The sequence below is a fragment of the Desulfovibrio sp. X2 genome (assembly GCF_000422205.1).
Lineage (GTDB): Bacteria > Desulfobacterota > Desulfovibrionia > Desulfovibrionales > Desulfovibrionaceae > Alkalidesulfovibrio.
The window spans coordinates 70,289-85,514 of sequence record NZ_ATHV01000007.1 but is presented as its reverse complement, the minus strand read 5'-3'; the positions used below and the strand labels follow the sequence as shown (position 1 = coordinate 85,514).

Annotated in this window: 9 protein-coding genes; 4 read left to right on the top strand and 5 right to left on the bottom strand. The window is 66.3% G+C overall.

The genetic code is table 11. The features are described 5' to 3' along the window. Positions 1-192: 192 nt before the first annotated feature. Positions 193-3,138, top strand: coding sequence for a DEAD/DEAH box helicase (locus DSX2_RS03505; RefSeq protein ID WP_020879660.1), 2,946 nt, complete (start codon positions 193-195; stop codon positions 3,136-3,138). A gap of 112 nt (positions 3,139-3,250) precedes the next feature. After that, positions 3,251-4,084, top strand: coding sequence for an NAD(+) diphosphatase (gene nudC / locus DSX2_RS03500; protein ID WP_020879659.1), 834 nt, complete (start codon positions 3,251-3,253; stop codon positions 4,082-4,084). A gap of 339 nt (positions 4,085-4,423) precedes the next feature. Here the strand turns inward: nudC and DSX2_RS03495 are convergent, their stop codons facing one another. The 5 genes from DSX2_RS03495 to DSX2_RS03475 all read right to left on the bottom strand — a co-directional run bounded on the left by DSX2_RS03495 (position 4,424) and on the right by DSX2_RS03475 (position 12,768). Continuing rightward, entirely contained in the window at positions 4,424-5,251 is an 828-nt protein-coding gene (locus DSX2_RS03495) for a lipopolysaccharide assembly protein LapB (protein ID WP_236615071.1), read from the bottom strand. Continuing rightward, on the bottom strand, positions 5,238-7,694 hold the full coding sequence (gene gyrA, locus DSX2_RS03490) for a DNA gyrase subunit A (protein WP_020879657.1): 2,457 nt from the start codon (positions 7,692-7,694) through the stop codon (positions 5,238-5,240). Before gyrA ends, DSX2_RS03495 begins: the two co-directional genes overlap by 14 nt. Positions 7,695-7,787: 93 nt before the next feature. Further along, a complete protein-coding gene (gene gyrB, locus DSX2_RS03485) occupies positions 7,788-10,196 on the bottom strand; it encodes a DNA topoisomerase (ATP-hydrolyzing) subunit B (protein WP_020879656.1) in 2,409 nt (802 codons plus the stop codon). A gap of 2 nt (positions 10,197-10,198) precedes the next feature. Continuing rightward, complete coding sequence (gene dnaN, locus DSX2_RS03480) at positions 10,199-11,365, bottom strand: DNA polymerase III subunit beta (protein WP_020879655.1); 1,167 nt, start codon at positions 11,363-11,365, stop codon at positions 10,199-10,201. Positions 11,366-11,499: 134 nt separating this feature from the next. Further along, positions 11,500-12,768, bottom strand: coding sequence for a DnaA/Hda family protein (locus tag DSX2_RS03475; RefSeq protein ID WP_020879654.1), 1,269 nt, complete (start codon positions 12,766-12,768; stop codon positions 11,500-11,502). Between the two features lie 419 nt (positions 12,769-13,187). On the opposite strand from DSX2_RS03475, the gene DSX2_RS03470 reads away from it, so the two are divergent. After that, complete coding sequence (locus tag DSX2_RS03470; protein WP_020879653.1) at positions 13,188-14,360, top strand: homocysteine biosynthesis protein; 1,173 nt, start codon at positions 13,188-13,190, stop codon at positions 14,358-14,360. An 11-nt stretch (positions 14,361-14,371) separates the two neighbouring features. Continuing rightward, the gene (locus DSX2_RS03465; RefSeq protein ID WP_020879652.1) at positions 14,372-15,217 is read left to right on the top strand and encodes an asparagine synthase; all 846 of its coding nucleotides are present in this window, start codon (positions 14,372-14,374) and stop codon (positions 15,215-15,217) included. The last annotated feature ends 9 nt before the right edge of the window (positions 15,218-15,226 follow it).

Sequence of the window (15,226 nt, the reverse complement as noted above, 5' to 3'; positions counted from 1 at the left end):
GTCCTTCTCCCCCTTCCCCGGACCCCATCCCCCTCATCCCCCAAAACTTTTTGGCGCGCTTCGCGAAGAGGGGGAACACTATGACATCCATGGTTCACGGGCCTTCCTCTCGCCGGTGAGCCGCACCCCGAAGCGGGGTTCCAAGGGGCCTCGGCCCCTTGGCCGCCGGAGGCCTTCCACCGACCAGACCCTATGAGCGACATCCGTGACTTCATCGAGGCCGTCATGGCCTCGCCCCGGCTCGGGCCGGACGTGGTGCACCACCGCCTCCTGCCCGGGACGCCCGCGCGCATGGCGGACACGGCCCGCCCCCTGCCCCAGGCGGTCTCCATGCTCCTTTCCGCGCGCGGCACGCCGCGCCTCTACGCCCACCAGGCCGAGGCCGTGGACCTCGCGCGCATGGGCCGCCACGTGGTCGTGGCCACGCCCACGGCCAGCGGCAAGTCCCTGACCTACACCCTGCCCGTGCTCGAGGAGTTCCTGGCCCGGCCGGACTCCCGCTCCCTGTGGCTCTTTCCGCTCAAGGCCCTGGCCCAGGACCAGCTGAAGGGCTTCCGCGAGGCCGCGGCCCTGCTGCCGAGCCACAGCCACCCCACGGCCGCGGTCTACGACGGCGACACCCCGGACGGCGCGCGCAGAAAGCTCCGCCAGGACCCTCCCCAGGTGCTCTTAAGCAACCCGGAGATGGTCCACCTCTCGCTTCTGCCGCACCACAGCGCCTGGGCCGCCTTCTGGGCCTCCCTGAACTACGTCGTGGTGGACGAGGTGCACACCTACCGCGGGGTCATGGGCTCGCACATGGCCCTGGTCTTCCGCCGCCTGCGCCGCATGTGCGCCTACTACGGCTCCGAGCCCACCTTCGTCTTCTGCTCCGCCACCGTGGCCAACCCGGCCGAGCTGGCCGAGGACCTGACCGGGCTGTGCGTCACCCCGGTGCTCACCTCCGGCGCGCCCACGGGCGGCCGCCACTTCCTCTTCGTGAACCCCGAGGGCTCGCCCGGCACGGCCGCCATCCGCCTGCTGCGCGAGTGCCTGGACAGGGGGCTGCGCACCATCGTCTACGCCAAGTCGCGCAAGATGACCGAGCTCATCGCCATCTGGGCGGCCGAGAAGTCCGGCCAGTACAAGGACCGCATCAGCGCCTACCGCGCGGGCTTCCTGCCCGAGGAGCGGCGCGAGATCGAGGCCCGCATGACCTCGGGCGAGCTTTTGGCCGTCATCTCCACCTCGGCGCTGGAGCTCGGCATAGACGTGGGCGGCCTGGACGTATGCATCCTCGTGGGCTACCCCGGCACGGTCATGCAGACGCTGCAGCGCGGCGGCCGCGTGGGCAGGCAGCAGCAGGAGTCCGCCGTGGTCCTGGTGGCCGGGGAGGACAACCTGGACCAGTACTTCATGCGCCATCCCGAGGACTTCTTCGCCCGGCCGCCGGAGGCCGCGGTCTGCAACCCCTACAACCCGGTCATCGTGGCTCGCCACCTGGACTGTGCCGCGGCCGAGCTGACGCTGCGCCGCGACGAGCCCTTCCTGGCCGAGGAACCCCTGGCCCGCGAGGCCGAGCGCCTGGTGCGCGAAGGCTTCCTCCTGGCCTCGGCCGACGGCTCGGAGCTGCACTCGAGGCGCAAGCGCCCCCACCGCGAGGTCGACCTGCGCGGCGCGGGCGCCTCGCTCTCCATCCACCAGGGAGGCGAGAAGGGCGAGGAGGGCACGGGCCGGATCATCGGCCAGATCGACGAGCACCGCGCCTGCCGCGAGGCCCACGAGGGCGCCGTCTACCTGCACCGGGGGCTGTCCTACGTGGTCACGAAGCTCGACCTGCAGGACAAAAGCGTCACGGCCAAGCCCGCGCGCGTGGGCTACTACACCCGCTCGCGCGCCGAGAAGGCCACCGAGATCCTGGCCATCCACGACCAGGCCACGGCGCTCGGCTGCCGCGTCTTCCTCGGCCGCCTGCGCGTCACCGAGACCATCACCGGCTACGAGAAGCGCCGCGCGGGCGACGGCCGCCTGCTGACCCTCGTGCCCCTCTCTCTTCCACCCATGGTCTTCGAGACCGAGGGCATCTGGTTCGAGATCCCCAAGGCCGTGCAGCAGGCCGCCGAGGACGCCCGCGTGCACTTCATGGGCGGCATCCACGCCGTGGAGCACGCGGCCATCGGCATCCTGCCGCTGCTGGTCATGGCCGACCGCAACGACCTCGGCGGCATCTCCACGCCCTTCCACCCCCAGGTGGGCCGCGCCGCGGTCTTCATCTACGACGGCCACCCCGGCGGCGTGGGGCTCACGCGCCAGGCTTTCGTCCAGGCCGCGGAACTCCTCACCACCACCCTGGCCACCATCCGCGACTGTCCCTGCGAGCTCGGCTGCCCCTCCTGCGTGCACTCGCCCAAGTGCGGCTCGGGCAACAGGCCCATCTCCAAGGACGCTGCCTGTTTCGTCCTGGAAGCCCTGCGCACGTCCACTCCTGAATCGTTCCAACCTCTTTCCTTGATTGAGGAAACACCCTCCTCTCTAAGCTCCAACTGCGAACCCCGAGACAACCGCGAAGCCCCCGGTCCCGGTCCCGAGACCGCCCCGGAGGGCGGCGCCGCGGCGGCCGCTCCCCTCTCCGCCTACGGCGTGCTCGACGTGGAGACCCGGCGCTCGGCGGCGGAGGTGGGCGGCTGGCACCGCGCGGACAAGATGGGCGTAAGCGTCGCCGTGCTCTACGACTCGCGCGACGACGCCTTCCACAGCTACACCGAGGAGCGCATCCCCGAGCTGGCCGCCCGCCTCTCGGAGCTCGACCTCGTGGTCGGCTTCAACATCCGCCGCTTCGACTACAAGGTCCTTGCGGGCGTCGCGCCCTTCGACTTCGCCTCCCTGCCCACCCTGGACATGCTGGACGTGGTCAAGAACCGCCTGGGCTACCGCCTCTCCCTGGACAGCCTGGCCACGAGCACCCTGAACGCCCCCAAGTCCGCGGACGGCCTGCAGGCCCTGGAGTGGTGGAAGGAAGGCCGCCTGGACCTGATAACCGAATACTGCACCCACGACGTGGCCATCACCCGCGACCTCTTCCGCTACGGCCACGAACACGGCCACCTCCTCTTCCGCAACAAGCACGGCCAGGTGGTGCAGGTCCTGGTGGACTGGTAGGAGACGGCAGGCACGCACGCCCTGCCGCCTCCGGCCCGCACGACTTGACTGCGGGGCCTCGCGGGAACACTCTGCGGGAAAATCCACCAAGGAGCGTCCCGAAGGACAGGCCATGTTCCAGGACATCGACCCACACACGCTGACCTACGATCCCGACCACGGCGCGCCCGGCGAGAACGACCACCTCATGTTCCTGCGGGACGGGCGCGTGCTGCTGGCGGCCGACGGCGGCAGGCTCGCGGTCCCGACGTACGGGGAAGTGCGGGCCGCGCTCCGGGACAAGGCGGACGACGCCGTCTACCTCTTCTCCATGGACGAGACCGCCTTCTACTATTCACCAGAAGAAATAAACGAAACGAATCCATATACCTACAACGGCATCCGCGTGGTGCGCAGCCTCGCGCCCGCCCTTCTCTCCTTTGCCTGCGCCACGGCCTTCCATTTCGCCCAGTGGTACAGAACGAACCGCTATTGCGGGCAATGCGGCTGCGCCATGCTGCCCAGGGAGCGGGAGCGGGCGCTGCAGTGCCCGTGCTGCTCGCTGGTGAAGTACCCGAGGATATCGCCCGCGATCATCGTGGCGGTGGCGGACGGCGAGGAGCTGCTGCTGACCAAGTACTCCGGGCGCGAGTACACGAACTTCGCCCTGGTGGCGGGATTCGTTGAGCCCGGCGAGACGCTCGAGGCGGCCATAGCGCGCGAGGTCAAGGAGGAGGTCGGCCTGGAGATCGCCAACGTGCGCTACTACAAGAGCCAGCCCTGGGCCTTCTCGCAGTCTATCCTCATGGGCTTCTTCGCGGACCTGCACGGAGAGCGGACCATAACCATAGACCCCGGGGAACTCTCCGAGGCTGGCTGGTACCCCCGCTCCGCGCTGCCTGCCGACGAGTCCAGGTTCAGCCTGACCTGGGACATGATCGAGGCCTTCCGGAACAACGAGGTCTGACCCCAGACCCCGCGAAGCCCGCCTCCCTCTCTCCTTCCCTCTTCCCTCTGGTTCCATTCCCTCTTCACGGGTGCGGCCGCGCGCCGCACCCTGTGCAAAACTTTGTTCCTAACCATGTTCCAAACCCTGTTCACAGCATGTTCCTGGCATGTTCCCAAGGTGTTCCTGTTCGTTCTCAAAATAGATAACAACCTGTCATCACAACAATTCATGCTCAGACGACCTCGCAAAGGGCCGACAGACGCAGCGCGTGCGAAAGGGGTCCAGGCTCAGCCTGGCGCAGGGAGGGTCCAGGGAGGGGCGCGCAGCCCCTCCCTGGCCGCCGGAGGCATCAGGATTCTATTTCTTGCCGGGGGTGTGGTTCAGCTGGTCGAGCTTGGTCTGGACGGCTTTGGGGTTGGGGTAGGTGGCGAGGATGGACTGCAGGAGCTTCTTGGCGCGCTCCACCTGGCCGGAGTTGGCGTAGGCGTCGGCCAGGAGGTAGATGGCGGAGCTCTTGTCCTCCTTGGAGATGGTGGCCGAGGCGATGACCTGCTCGAGCAGCTCGGCCTCCTGGGGCCAGTTCTCCTGCAGGCCGTAGGTCTGGGCCAGCTCGTAGCGGCAGCGGGTGAGGCAGGAGGGTTCCTTGGCCTCGGAGAGGCATTCGCGCAGGCTGTCCTGGGCCAGGTCGTAGTGACCTTCCGTGGTGTAGGCGCGGGAGAAGCGCAGGGAGAGGAGGCAGGGGTCGGGCTCGGGCGAGGGGCCGAGGCGCTGGGCCTTCTGCCAGCTTTCCACGGCCTGGTCGAGGTGGCCTTCGGACTGCAGCAGGTCGCCCTGCTTGATGAGCACGGCTCTCGCCTTGTCCGGCTCGGAGCCGAACTCGAGCAGCATGGCCTCGAGGATGACGTGGGCCTTCTCGTTGTCGCCGCGGATCACGCTGACGATGTCGAGGAGCCGGTTCCAGGCCTGCCAGCGGCGGGAGTCGCCGGGGTTCTTCTGGAGGTACTCCTCGTAGAAGGTCTCGGCTTCGAGGTACAGGCCCTGGTCATAGGCCCTGGAGGCCTTCTCCAGGACGTCTTCCTTGGGCGGCTTGGGGGAGCAGCCGCCGATGAGGGAAAAGGCCAGGAGGAGGCCCGCCAGAAGCGAAATCCAGCGGGCCCCCCGATCCGTCCCCTTATTCCTCGACAAGACCATCGTCGATGGTTCCCTCGCGCACCAGGTCGAAGCCGGCCAGGGTGCCGCCGTCCAGGGAGGCCAGGCGCACGCCCTGGGTGGCGCGGCCGACCACGCTGATGTCCTTGACGCCGATGCGGATGACCTTGTTGGCCGAGGTCATCATGACCAACTGGTCGTCGTCCTGCACGAGGATGGCGCCGCGCACCTGGCCGGTCTTGGCGGTGACCTTCATGTTGATCACGCCGCGGCCGCCGCGCGACTGCAGGCGGTACTGGCCCACGGGGGTGCGCTTGCCGTAGCCGAGTTCGGAGACGGTGAGGATGTGGCCCCAGGTCTCGTCGGGCTCGCCCTCCTTCTGCGGCGGCACGACCACGGCGCCGACCACGATGTCCTTGCCGCGCAGGGCGATGCCCTTGACGCCGGAGGCGGTGCGGCCCATGGGGCGGACCTCGGTGACGGAGAAGCGGATGGCGGTGCCGCCCTGGGTGCAGAGCACGACCTCGTCGTTGTGCTCGATCTGGCGGACCATGATCAGCTCGTCGTCCTCGCGCAGGAGCACGGCCTTGATGCCCGAGGCGCGCACGTTGCGGTAGAGCGGGGCCAGGGTGCGCTTGATCATGCCGCGCTTGGTGACGAAGAGGAAGTACTTGTCCTCCGCGAAGTCGCGCACGGACATGGCCGTGGCGATGTGCTCGTCCTTCTCCAGGGGCACCAGGTTGGCGATGTGCGCGCCCTTGGCGTAGCGGCTGCCTTCGGGCACGCGGTGCACCTTCAGCTGGTGCATGCGGCCGAGGTTGGTGAAGAGCAGCAGGGACTGGTGGTTGGAGGTGGTGAGCAGGGCCTGGAGCATGTCGCCTTCGCTCGTTGCCGTGCCCGCGATGCCCTTTCCGCCGCGGCGCTGCTGCTGGTAGGAGTCGAGCGGCACGCGCTTGATGTAGCCGCGCCGGGTCAGGGTCACGACCACGTCCTCGTCGGCGATCAGGTCCTCGATGTCGATGGAGTCGGGGTCCTGCTCGATGATCACGGTCTTGCGCGGCGTGGCGAAGGTCTTCTTGATCTCCGTGAGCTCGTCGCGGATGACGCCCTTCAGGACCTCCTCGGAGTTGAGGATCGAGTTGTAGTACTCGATCTTCTGGATGAGGTCGCGGTACTCCTCGAGGAGTTTCTCGTGTTCGAGGCCGGTGAGGCGCTGCAGGCGCATGTCCAGGATGGCCTGGCCCTGGATGTCGGTGAGGCCGAAGCGCTCGGTGAGGCGGGACTTGGCCTCCAGGGGCGTAGCCGAGGTCTTGATGAGCTGCACCACCTCGTCGATGTTGTCCACGGCGATGCGCAGGCCTTCGAGGATGTGGGCGCGCTTCTCGGCCTTGTCCAGGTCGAACTTGGTGCGCCGGATGATGACCTCGCGGCGGTGGCGCAGGAAGTGCTCGAGGATCTGCTTGACGTTCAGCAGCATGGGCCGGTTGTCGACCACGGCCATCATGTTGATGCCGAACGAAGTCTCGAGCGGCGTGTACTTGTAGAGGGAGTTGACGATGATGTCCGCGACCGTGCCCTTCTTCAGGTCCACGACGATGCGGATGCCCTTGCGGTCGGACTCGTCGCGCAGGTCGGAGACGCCCTCGATCTTCCGGTCGTTGACGAGCTGGGCGATCTTCTCCACCAGGCTCGACTTGTTCACCGCGAAGGGGATCTCCCGGATGATGATGGACTGCCGGCCGGACTTGGTCTCCTCGATCTCCACGGTGCCGCGGATGCGCACGGTGCCGCGGCCGGAGGCGTAGGCCTCGGCCAGGCCCTGGCCGCCGTAGAGCGAGGCGCCGGTGGGGAAGTCGGGCCCCTTGATGAGCGTGGCGAGCTCGCCGATGGTGCAGGCGGGGTTGTCCAGCACGTGGATGGTGCCGTCCACCAGCTCGCCCAGGTTGTGGGGCGGGATGTTGGTGGCCATGCCCACGGCGATGCCCGCCGAGCCGTTGAGCAGCAGGTTCGGCACCTTGGTCGGCAGGACCACGGGCTCCTGCAGGGAGTTGTCGTAGTTGGGCCGCCAGTTGACGGTGTCCTTGTCGATGTCGCCGAGGAACTCCGCGGTCAGGCGGGACATGCGCACTTCGGTGTATCGCATGGCCGCCGCGGCGTCGCCGTCGATGGAGCCGAAGTTGCCCTGTCCGTCCACCAGGGCGTCGCGCATGGAGAAGTCCTGGGCCATGCGCACCAGGGCGTCGTACACGGCCGAGTCGCCGTGCGGGTGGTACTTACCGATGACGTCACCGACCACGCGCGCGGACTTCTTGTAGGGCCTGTTCCAGCTGTTGGAGAGCTCGTGCATGGCGTAGAGGATGCGCCTGTGCACGGGCTTCAGGCCGTCCCGGACGTCCGGGATGGCGCGGCCCACGATGACCGAGAGCGAGTACTCCAGGTACGACTTCTTGATTTCCTGTTCGATGCTTATCTGACTCACACGATATCTCCGTCGTTCGCCCGGGAGGCAAGGGCCGATGCCCTGCCCGGCAGGCGTTTGCGTGCGGCTGGACGCAGACCGGCCGGATGCCGGCTAGATGTCCAGCTCCGCGACAGCCAGGGCGTTCTGCTCGATGAATTCGCGGCGCGGCTCGACCTTGTCGCCCATGAGCTTCTGGAAGATGTCGTCCGCCTCCATGGCGTCCTCCACCGTGACCCTGAGCATGGTGCGCTTCTCGGGGTTCATGGTCGTTTCCCAGAGCTGCTCGGGGTTCATTTCGCCCAGGCCCTTGTAGCGCTGGATGGCGAAGCCCCTGTGGCCTTCCTCCAGGATGCGCTCGCGCAGGGCGAAGAGGCCGGACACGGTGAAGGTGTTCTCCTTGGCCGCGACGGTGAAGTCGAAGCTCCCGGCCTGCTCCTTGAGCTCGGCGTGGATCTCCCAGGCCGTCTTGTAGAGCTTGGAGTTCAGGAACTCCACGCCCAGGCGGGTGAAGGCGCCGTTGGCGTCCTCGAAGCAGAGGAAGAGGCGGGCCTCCACCTCGTCCTCGTGGCGGTCGATCCAGGCGCGCCAGCCGCTCTCGCGCATGTGCGCGAGGAAGCGCTCGCCCTCGGCCGCGGCTTCCGCGTCACCGTTGAAGTTGGCGGGGGAGAGGAGCGTGTCGTGGGCCGCGATGTGCATCATGAGCTCTTCGTGCAGGCCGTAGTTCCGGGCCTCGGCGACCTTGTGCTCGAGCTGCCCGATCCTGTCGAGGAACTTGGTCAGCACGCCGCCCTTGAGGTCCAGCCCCGAGGGCGCGGTGATCTCCACCTCTCCGGCGATGCTCGAGAGGAGGAACTTCTGCAGGTCCTCCTCGTTCTTGATGTAGCGCTCGGTCTTGCCCTTGGCCACGCGGAAGAGCGGCGGCTGGGCGATGTAGAGGTTGCCGCGGCCGATGAGCCCTTCGTACTGGCGGAAGAAGAAGGTCAGGAGCAGGGTGCGGATGTGCGCCCCGTCCACGTCGGCGTCGGTCATGATCACGATCTTGTGGTAGCGCAGCTTGTCGAGGTCGAGGTCGTCCTCGCCGATGCCCGCGCCCATGGCCGTGATCAGGGCCCTGATCTCCTTGTTGCCGAGCATCTTGTCGAAGCGCGTCTTCTCCACGTTCAGGATCTTGCCGCGCAGCGGCAGGATGGCCTGGAACTTGGGATCGCGGCCCTGCTTGGCCGAGCCGCCTGCGGAATCGCCCTCGACGATGAACAGCTCGGACTCCTCGGGCTTCTTGGACTGGCAGTCGGCCAGCTTGCCGGGCAGGGAATGGTCCGAGAGGGCGCCCTTGCGCCGCACCAGGTCGCGCGCCTTGCGGGCGGCGTCGCGGGCGCGGGCGGCGTCCACGATCTTCTCGACGATGGCCTTGGCGTCGTTCGGGTTCTCCTCGAAGAAGACCATCATCTTCTCGTAGACCAGGGAGGAGACCACGCCCGCGACCTCGGAGTTGCCGAGCTTGGTCTTGGTCTGGCCCTCGAACTGCGGCTGGGGCAGCTTGACCGAGATGATCGCGGTCTGGCCCTCGCGCACGTCGTCGCCGGTGACCGTCTCCTTCAGCTTCTTCGGAAGGTCGGCGTTCTTGATGTAGGTGTTGATGGCCCTGGTGAAGGCGGTCTTGAAGCCCACGAGGTGGGTGCCGCCTTCCTTGGTCCGGATGTTGTTGGCGAAGGTGAGGACGTTCTCCTTGTAGCCCGCGTTGTACTGCAGCGCGAACTCCACGAGCACGCCGTCCTGCTCGCCCTGGCCGTAGACCATGTGGTGGATGGTGGTCTCGCCCTGGTTCAGGTCGGTGACGAAATCCCTGATGCCGCCGTCGAAGTGGAAAGTGTCGTTCTGGCCGGAGCGCTCGTCGTTGAACTCGATGGTCAGGCCGGAGTTCAGGTAGGCCATCTCGCGGAAGCGCTTCTGCAGCACCTCGTGCACGAACTGGTTGGTCTCGAAGATCTCCTCGTCGGGCCTGAAGCGGACGATGGTGCCGCGGCTCTCGTCCTCGCCCTGCTCCACGAGGTCGGTGACGGGCACGCCGCGCTCGTAGCGCTGCCAGTAGCGGCGGCCGTCGCGCTTGACCTTGACCTCCAGGTACTCGGACAGCGCGTTGACGCAGGACACGCCCACGCCGTGCAGGCCGCCGGAGACCTTGTAGGCGCCGTCGCCGAACTTGCCGCCGGCGTGCAGCTTGGTCATGACCACCTCGACCGCGGGTCGGCCGAGCTTGGGGTGCATGTCCACGGGGATGCCGCGGCCGTTGTCCGAGACCGTGATCGAGTTGTCCAGGTGGAGTATGACCTTGACCCGGTCGCAGTAGCCGGCCATGGCCTCGTCGATGGCGTTGTCCACGACCTCGTAGACGAGGTGGTGCAGACCGCGGACGTCCGTGGAGCCTATGTACATGGCCGGGCGCTTGCGCACCGCCGCCAGGCCTTCCAGCACGGTGATGCTGTCGGCCGTATATTCGGACTTTTTGATCTCCTCGCTCATCGTTAGGCGTCTTCCTCGGTGTAGTAGGTTTCCTCGACGATCTTCATGGGCATGATGATGACCAGGTAGTCCGGGTCCTCTCCGCCCTTCACGCCGCAGGGTCCCTCGGTGCCCGTCAGGACGAAGGATATCTGCTTGGAGCCGAAGTGGCTCATGATCTCGATCAGGTTGCGGGTGGGGAAGGCGATCTTCGCGATCTCCCCTTCGTACTCCACGCTCAGCGACTCGTTGGCCGTGCCGACTTCCTGGCCCTGGGAGAAGAGCTGCATCTCCGAGGGCGAGAAGGACAGGTTGGTGCAGCGGTTGTTCTCGGAGTTGAATATCATGATGCGGTCGAGCGCGTCCATGAACTCCTGGCGGTCCACCGTGAGCCGCGCCGAGCCGCCCGCCGTGACCTTGGAGAGGAAGCCGCCCACGTCCGGGTACTGGTAGTAGGAGAGCGGCAGGCTGAAGGTCTCGACCTTGTCGCCGGTGCGGAAGAAGAGGCGCTTCTCGCCCAGGGCCAGCTCGATCTCTCCCGTGGGCAGCCACTTCTTGAGCTCGAGCAGGTACTTCTTCTGGATGAGCACGCCGCCGTGCGGGAGCATGGCGTGCAGGTCGTCGTTCCTGAAGGCCAGCATGGAGAACTGGTGGCCGTTCAGCCCCTGGGCGCGGATGATCTTCTCGCCGCTCTGGTCCGTGCCGGGCACGAGGTTCAGGCAGGCGATGGCCTCCATGGTGTCTTCCTCGGAGATGCAGAAGGCGGTCTTGTCGATGACCTCCTGCAGGTAGTCTCCGGACCAGATCACGGACTCCCCGGCCGGGAAGTCGGAGAACTTCTGGAACCAGCTCGGGTCGTTGGTGGGCAGCTTGTACTTGCGCTTGCCCTGCTCGATGAGCAGATGGCTGTCGCCCTCGTCGCTCCTGATGGCGATCTCTCCCGGAGGCAGCTTGCGCACCAGGTCGTAGAAGGAGCGGCCCTGCACGCCCGCCAGGCCCGGGGTCTCCACGCGCGCCGCGTAGGATCCGCAGAACTCCAGGTTCGAATCCGTGGACATGATGGAGAGGTGCTCGCCCTCGGCCCTGAGCCAGATGGTGCGCAGGAAGGCCGCGCCCGTCTTGGCCGGAATGATGTTCGAGGATTTCTGAAGTCCCTCGATGATGTCGTCGCGGAAAACTTTCAGATACATATAAAATCTCCTTGTTTTCGTAATAGGCCGCTGTTCTTTGTTCTCAACTCACCTATCCAGCAGTCATAGCTGGATTTTATTGGAACAAACAGGGAACCTCCAAGGAACCGGGCGCACACGCGGATGGATCTGGATCATGTCCGGTCCCTGGTAACGCACTTTTGTTTCAAAGTTATCAACAGTTGTTTCGTATCCTTGTTAACCTTCTGCATTTTCTTGACTTTATTGACGGCGTACAGGGCCGTGGAGTGGTCCTTTCCGCCGAATATCCGGCCCAGGGCGGGGAACGAGGAGCCGAGCAGCTCGCGGCAGAGGAACATGGCCATCTGCCGCGCCTTGACGATCTCGTGGTGGCGCTTGGCGCCCTTGATCTCCTTGGGGCTGATGCTGAAGTGCTCGCCCACGGTCTCGATGATCATGTCCGAGGTCAGGGCGGGCTTGGGCGCGTCCTCGGTGTGCGCGAGGATGAGGTCGAAGTCCTTGGGCCCGATATCCTTGTTGACCAGCTCCTTGTAGGCGAAGATCTTCAGGAGGATGCCCTGCAGGAACCTGAAGTCCTGGAAGCGCTGGCCGAGCATGAGGATCTGTTCCTTGTCCAGGCTGATCTTCTTCTGGCGGCACTGCTGGCGGATGTACTGCACGCGGATCTCGAGGTCCGGGGCCTTCAGGTTGACGATGAGCCCCCATTCCAGGCGGGACTTGAGCGTGGGGTGCAGGAAGTCGTAGGAGGTCAGCTTGTCCGAGCAGGCGAAGACCATCTGCTTGCGGTTGTCGTAGAAGGCGTTGAAGAGGACGACCAGCTCCTGCTGCAGGGCCAGGTTCTTCTGGATGAGCTGGAAGTCGTCGATGCACAGGACGTCGTAGCTCGTGAAGTGCTCGCGCGCCTTGAACACGTCGCCGCCGAAGCGGGTGGCGTAGATGTTGCCGATGTCCTCGACCGTGCCCAGGAAGATGCTGGTGCTCTCGGGCTTCTTGCTGACCTCGTTGGCGATGGCGCGGATGAGGTGCGTCTTGCCCGAGCCGTTCTCGCCGCAGACGATGAAGGGGTTGAAGATGATCGACTGCTGCTTGGCCACCTCGCGCGCCGAGGCCAGGGGGAAATAGTTCTTCTGGTTGACCAGGAAGGATTCGAAGCTGAACTGGCCGCCGAAGGGGAAGTCGATGGACTTGGTTCCGCCGCTTTGCGCGGGCAGGCTCTCCTTGGGGGCGGTGGCGCCGCGGCCCGTGGAGTAGGCGATGACGAAGCCGGGGCCGAGGAAGGAGGAGAGCTGCTCCTCGAAACGGCCCTGCACGTTCTGGGCGAACCAGGTGGAGAAGAAGGAATGGGGGAAGGTGACCTGCAGGCGTTTTTCCCGTTCCTGGACTTCCAGGCTCAGCGGGTCGAACCAGCGCCTGAGCTCCATGTCGGAGAAAGCCTGTTCGAGATGGGTGCGTAGGGCGTTTTTCAAAGGGGGAAGGTGTTGTTGTGGTTCATTGGAGAACTGGGCGTCCGAAAACCTGATCGAACTATGACGAACGTGAAATTCCGTCCCGTCTCCCCACAGCTCTTCATATAACTGAAATAAGGACTTAAGCCAAGTAATTTGTGGCCAGGAAAGCCCTTGACCGCGATCCCTCCAAGGGCTTGCCGGGACAGTGGAAAAACCCTTCGTTTTTCCTTGCTGTAAGCGCGTCCCGCGGGCGCTTCGCAAGGGGGTGGCCGGCCTCATGTTCCCTGCCGCGGGACAGGTTGCCAAGCCGACGGCTTTGGGCCACTATTGCCCCCCATTATTTCACGGCTGAAAAGCCGACCCGCGAGCGGGTTTTCCCCAGGAGGGAAGAGATGTCCGGCGCCAAGCAGGTCACGAAGACGGTTCAGGAAATCAACGAGCGCATCCGCAAGGGCAAGGCCGTGGTGCTCAACGCCTCGGAGATGGTCGAGGCCGTGCGCAGCATGGGCAAGGTCAAGGCGGCCAGGGAAGTGGACGTGGTCACCACGGGCACCTTCTCGCCCATGTGCTCCTCGGGCATGCTCTTCAACATCGGGCAGGAGCCGCCGGTCATCAAGGTCCAGAAGATGCGCATGAACAACGTGCCCTGCCATGCGGGCCTGGCCGCGGTGGACGCGTACCTCGGGGCCACGGAGCTTTCCAAGGACGACCCGCTGAACAAGATCCATCCTGGGACGTTCAAGTACGGCGGCGGCCACGTCATCGAGGACCTCATCCGCGGCAAGGCCGTGAGCCTGTGGTGCGAGGCCCACGGCACGGACTGCTACCCGAAGAAGAAGCTGGAGAAGGACGTCACCCTGGCGGACCTGCCCTACGCCCAGCTCCTCAATCCGCGCAACTGCTACCAGAGCTACAACGTGGCCGTGAACATGACCTCGCGCACGATCTACACCTACATGGGGCCGCTCAAGCCCAACGTGCGCAACGCCAACTTCGCCACCGCGGGCGAACTCTCGCCGCTCTTCAACGACCCCATGTTCAGGACCATCGGCCTGGGCACCAAGATATTCCTCGGCGGCGGCACGGGCTGGGTGCTCGGCGCGGGCACGCAGCACAACCCGAGGCCCAGGCGCAACGAGCGCAACCTGCCGCTGCACCCCGCGGGCACGATCATGGTCCGCGGCGACATGAAGCAGATGAACCCCCGCTACGTGCGCGGCGCGAGCATCCTCGGCTACGGCGTCTCCCTGTCGGTGGGCATCGGCATCCCCATTCCGATCCTGGACGAGGAGATGGCCTGGTACACGTCCGTCTCGGACGCCGACATCACCATGCCCGTGGTCGATTACGGCCACGACTACCCGAACGGCGTGAAGCGCGTGTTGGGCCAGCCCACCTTCGAGGAGCTCATGTCCGGCGAGATCACCGTGAACGGCGAGCAGGTGCCCACGGTGCCGGTCTCGAGCCGGGTCATCGCGCTCGAGATCGCCGAGGAGCTGAAGGCCCGCATCATGAGCGGCTCCTTCCTGCTGACCGAGGCCCAGGAGCAGATTCCGGCGTTCTGAGCGGCTTTACTATGAGGCAGGCGCTCAAGAGCAAGCTCGAGGCCGTGCGCGCGGCCGTGACGCGGCAGGGGAGGGCGGACGCCGCCCTCCCGCCCCTCACGGGCATCGTCTCGGTGTCCGGCGGGCTGGACTCGCGGCTCCTGGCCCACGTGCTCCGGCAGTGGGACCTGCCCTTCACGGCGGTGCACGTCACCGGCCCCCACATCCCCATGCGCGAATCCGCCCGGGCCGTGGCCTGGCTCGCGGCCCAGGGCAGGCCCTTCCACACCGTGGAGGCCGACCCCCTGAACCGGGTCGAGGTCCTGCACAACGGCAGGCAGCGCTGCTACGTCTGCAAGGGCGTCATGTTCCGCCGCATCGCCTCCCTGGCCCGCGAGCTCGGCGCCGAGCTCGTCGTGGAGGGCAGCCACGCCGACGACCTTCAGGGCTACAGGCCCGGCCTCACGGCCCTGGCCGAGCTCGGGGTGGTCAGCCCCTGGGCCCTGGCCGGGATCCGCAAGGCCGAGCTGCGCGAGCTGGCCCGGGAGCTCGGCCTCGCCGACCCGGAGCAGCCGAGCCGCCCCTGCCTGTTCACGCGCCTGGAATACGGCATGATCGTGAGCGCGGAGCTGCTGCGCAAGACCGCCGAGGTGGAGCAGGAGGTGGAGGGCCTGGGGCTTCGCGACTTCCGGTTGCGCCTGCACGCGGACGGCCGGATCGTGGTGCAGATCCACGCCCGCGAGCGCGGCCACGCCAGGGGGCACGAGCGCGCCGTCCTGGCCATGGTGCGCGAACGCTTCGCCACCCCGCCGCAGATCCTCTACAGCGAGACGGTGAGCGGCTATTTCGACGACAACGCCGGGCAGGCGGACGCCTGACGGCCCGTC